General features: G+C 41.5%; 2 protein-coding genes. One reads left to right on the forward strand and one right to left on the reverse strand.

Features of this window, described 5'->3' with window-relative positions:
* Nucleotides 1-1,056 precede the first annotated feature (1,056 nt).
* Nucleotides 1,057-1,452 carry a DUF2391 family protein gene (locus AB6F11_RS21620; protein WP_017079303.1) on the forward strand — a complete coding sequence of 132 codons (396 nt, stop codon included), beginning with the start codon at nt 1,057-1,059 and terminating at the stop codon, nt 1,450-1,452.
* 222 nt (nt 1,453-1,674) lie between these two features.
* On the opposite strand, the gene AB6F11_RS21625 is transcribed toward AB6F11_RS21620, so the two are convergent.
* Nucleotides 1,675-1,854, reverse strand: a 180-nt coding sequence (locus AB6F11_RS21625; protein WP_231904636.1) for a hypothetical protein, incomplete at its 5' end; no start/stop codon positions are given.

Below are 1,854 nucleotides of genomic sequence, written 5' to 3' on the forward strand. Positions count from 1 at the left end.
GAATACCGGCCTGTCACGCCGGGGGTCGCGGGTTCGAGTCCCGTCCACTCCGCCATTTATTTAGAAGCCTCGCTAGAAATAGCGGGGCTTTTTTACATCTAAATTATAGTGCTTCGCCCTTCCATCTAATGACTTCCACATAAGGCTTCCCGTACCCCATAACTCTTAGCCAACGCGTCCCCATTATTCCGTCATTTATCAGAAATCCCAATCCTACGACTAGAATCACATCATTTCTGATTCCAATTGTGGTTTGACACAAGAAAGGCTTCAAACGCATGCAACTCTTTAAGCTTACTAATCAAATACTCGAGCCATACGACGTTGTAAGTTAGGTTAATGAGACTGTTCTGACTCAGCGCCCCCATTCAATCCCTGAAACTATACGAGCATTACAACTCATCCTGCTTGCTCAGTGCTTGGAGTCTCCCTCAAGTATTAGCTAACAGCCCTTCGTCTAGGAAACCTGACTTCTGGCCTATCAGTGAATCTAGAGGGTAGCCTGATGTGTATGGAGGATTTCGCTAAGAACGCTAGAGTCCTTAATGAGTCGACTTAATAGCTCTTGTTATGCATTGAGCTTAAACCACTCTCGATGGCATTAAGCACTTTGTTCGAAGCATTTCAAAGGGTGAGAGCGAACTAGATTCAGTTTGAAGGTGAGAGTCGCTAGGCTGAGCTCCCCAAGTGATGCCGGAAGGATATATAAGCTAAGAAATAGAGTATCCCTCGATCCGTGCAGTGATGTTTATCACCCAACTGATTGAGATTTTCTGGTTCTAGGCACTGGTATCTTAGGATGTTTACCGGTCTCTCTTCGATTCTGATGTGCTTGTCGACTCGATATGAATTAGTTGTTTTGACAGCTTTTACTCTGAACATATTGATTTCTTGCTGGTTAGTTCAAGCTATGTTTAGGTTATTACGACTAATATTAAGCTAAGAAGTGTAATTTCTGTTGCTTGGTAAGAATAGAAAATTCCCCAAATCATTGGCGGATAATTTTGTGATTATTTTAAAAAATAGATAAAGCCTTAAAACCTAATGGGTCGAACTATGAAATTAAGCTTTAACTTTGAAGATGCCAGCCAGATCTTTGTTGGATCTTTTGCTTTGGCCGTGCCGATTTCTTTTTCTGAGGAAGCCTGGAAGTTAGGGGAGACTTTGCCCACAGCTAACTTGCTGTTGTTGTTTCTATTGTCTGCTGTATTCCTGGGCTTTTACACGTATGAGAGTGTATTTCAGAAAGATATTGTCGCTCGGTTGCCAGTGTTTATTTTCAGAATTGTTATTGCTTATGTGATGACTGCATTGGTTGTTGCTTTGGTGCTGACTTGTTTGGACAAGCTTCCTTTATTAAGCGATCCAATTGTATCTATCAAAAGGGTAATTGTTATTTCTATGCCAGCGTCTATGGGAGCGATTGTAGTGGATAGTTTCGATAAAGAGTGAGTCGTATGTCATTTCAATTTAAGCAACCAACAGAGTCTTTCTAGAGCTTATTTGAATTCATTATTTAGCTTTTAATTCCCGCCCCCATTACGACTAGAATTTCTCAGCAGAGCACTTCTATAGATAACGAAAGTAGCCCTTCGTGATGACTGGCTTCTTGCAAGAGTGACAAGTTTGTTCTTGTGATAGCTTGAGCGGAATTAAGGAGAGAAGTCTGGTTGCTTAGAAGACATTGAAACTGTTGGTTTCTGTATTAGACGAGGTATTGGTAATGGGAAGGGACTTGTATGAACAAGTTTCGGTTTTTAGATGCAAAAAAGCCGCATCAATGATGCGGCTTTTTTTAATTGGCTCCCCTTGCAAGACTTGAACTTGCGACATACGGATTAACAGTCCGCCGTT

This window comes from Vibrio sp. 10N.247.311.14 (assembly GCF_041467715.1).
In the GTDB taxonomy this organism is placed as follows: Bacteria; Pseudomonadota; Gammaproteobacteria; order Enterobacterales; family Vibrionaceae; genus Vibrio; species Vibrio crassostreae_C.